This window comes from Candidatus Phytoplasma crotalariae (assembly GCF_030586865.1).
GTDB classification, from domain to species: domain Bacteria; phylum Bacillota_I; class Bacilli_A; order Acholeplasmatales; family Acholeplasmataceae; genus Phytoplasma; species Phytoplasma citri.
Genome location: NZ_JAOSIR010000045.1, coordinates 1 through 2,481, shown reverse-complemented (window position 1 = coordinate 2,481; position 2,481 = coordinate 1). Strand labels below are relative to the sequence as shown.

The following is a 2,481-nucleotide window of genomic DNA, read 5'->3' as shown; positions in this document are numbered from 1 at the left end:
TTAATATAGGTTCAACTTGGGCCATTCCTTATCTTAATAAAGGGAAAACCCAATACGAACCATGGGTGGTCTACTCTTGGGATAAAATTAAAAAAATGCGTAACTACAAGGGAAACCCTGATACTACACCATCAATAGATTTTTATTCCAGAGTCGTACCCATCTAACTGACCGCCTAAAAGCGGAACGTTGTGAGAACTGCGACAAAACAACCCAACTTCAAATTCATCACATTGGGACAGTTCGCAATGCGAATCACCAAAGTATTATGAATAAAAGTACCAAGGTATTATGTAAAGATTGCCATCGCAAAATAACCAATCAACAAATACATGATATCATAAAGAACAAGAACGATAAGAATAAATAGCTAATTAACCGCAAGGAGAAATTAGTTCTCGCAAGAGAGTAAATTAGGGAAAGCCGGATGCTTGGAAACTTGCTTGTCCGGTTTGGACGGGGGCTGATTGTAAATAAAACAGCAAATATAAATCGCTGCATAAAACGTAATTAATCTATCCGTATCATTAACCATGTGTAATCCGAATAATCAAATTGAAACATTAGAACGAAAATATAATTATTATCAATTGGCTAAAAAAATATTTTTTAACACACCTTTTAAAGTTAAAGTAATTTGGACAGAAGCTTTAATATATCAACCTAAAAAAAATTATGATTTAATTTTTATTGATGGCGCTAAATCACAATATTGTAAGTTATTCGAAAAATACCAAAAATTTATCAAAAATAATGGTTTTATTATTTGTGATAATTTAAATTTTCATAATTTGTTCATGCAAAAAAATAATTCTAAAAATGTTTGTAGAATTCTTAAGGGCGCCAAAGAGGCCTAAATTTCGTGCTATCTAACCAATAGCCAGGGCTGATAAACCCTGCAAGGAGATGGTCGGTCTAACAAACGAAAGAATGTCAGATTACAGCAGACCATAAAAGCGGATTGCGACGAAAGCAAATTAATCAAGATGACTCCGCTACCAAATAATTCTAGGGAGAAGCCTGAGATGGCCTAAGAAGGAAAATTGATGTAATTCTAAACCTGCCTCGGAAGTTGCTTAAACGGACAGTCCAGAGTCTACTAGTATATATTAAGAGTACGGAGTAGTTTATCAAACAAAAGAAACCTGGAATCAGCCTCTCAAAAGAGGGGGGTACTTCACCTAAAGAATTAAGGTCGAAATTTAGCGTAACTTGGAGAATCCTAAAACTAAGTAATTAAATTTACTAATCCGGAAATAAAAGCCTGGACGGTCAAGGATAAAGCATCTTCTTAGTAGTCGTAAGGATAAACCTAAATTTGGAATAATTTAGTTAATCGTCTTACCCAGAAGAGAGTTAATGACTCTTATAGGGCGAAAGAAGATAGTAATTTATTATTTATTCAATGGCAAGTTGATAACGGTTTCACCAGCAACTAAACTTTCACGAACATAGAAGATTGTTCCTCAAATGGTTACTCTTTAAAAGAGAATTACAGTGGGGGAATGAATAACTTTTATAACATGTTGAAGAATCGCCACAAACAAAAGGGCGGGCACACCAGGCATTGACAACGAAACCATCGATGGGATTAACCTAGGAAAACTAGCAAGATACCATCAGGAATACGTCAATAATGGTTATCATCCCAAACCAGTTAAAAGAATTCTCATTCCCAGTGATAATAAAAGAACCAGAACTCTGGGTTTACCGACCATCAAGGATCGGCTAATACAAAAATGCCTTGAACAACTCTTAACTCCTTATTTTGAAAATATCTTTTCAGCATGGAGCTTGGGATTTAGAACCAAAATATCTGGTCATGACTCGATCAAACGCGTTAAACAAAGATTTAAAGGAATTAATTACCTTGTCAAAATCGACTTAAAAGGTTACTTTGATAAGATCAATCATGATATTCTTATGCGAACCTTAAATCAGTTCATCAGAAAGAATAAAATCTTCGCAACCATTAACAAATGGTTAAAATCCGGATTCATGAAGGATGGGATCAAATACGAATCTTTATCGGGTTCTCCTCAAGGAGGAATAATTTCTCCTTTGCTGGCGAATGTATATCTACATTACATCGACCTGAAAATTGAGGAAATGATTAAAGAAGGAAAGCCAATTAAGAAAGATAACCCAGAATATAAAAAAGCATGGCGCAAAAAACCAGCACCATCAACTGGAGAATGACAGTACTATTAACCTAAACCCAAAGACAAGAATTGAGTACATCTGCTATGCTGATAATTTTATCATTGGCGTCAAATGCGAGTATGACCAAGCTAAAAGGATTAATAATCAAGTAACACAACGACTAAACTTACGATCAGTGAGGACAAATCAAAAATTGTCTGAAATACTTTTCTTAGCTAACAATCTCGGTGTTTTAACCCATCTAAATTATCTAGCTGAAGATAGCTGTTTGAAAACACTGGCAAAAAAACGAAAAACATTGATTGCCAAAGTTCGGAA

Annotated in this window: 1 protein-coding gene and 1 pseudogene; both read left to right on the top strand. The window is 34.7% G+C overall.

Annotated elements, in window-relative coordinates:
- Positions 1-533 precede the first annotated feature (533 nt).
- Positions 534-857 carry an O-methyltransferase gene (locus OC683_RS02285; RefSeq protein WP_304514924.1) on the top strand — a complete coding sequence of 108 codons (324 nt, stop codon included), beginning with the start codon at positions 534-536 and terminating at the stop codon, positions 855-857.
- Positions 858-1,451: 594 nt separating this feature from the next.
- A pseudogene (locus OC683_RS02515) lies at positions 1,452-2,481 on the top strand (reverse transcriptase domain-containing protein); the annotation flags it as partial.

Excerpts from the sequence above, each read along its gene's own strand:
- OC683_RS02285 (WP_304514924.1), top strand. The coding sequence starts at position 534 with ATGTGTAATCCGAATAATCAAATTGAAACATTAGAACGAAAATATAAT.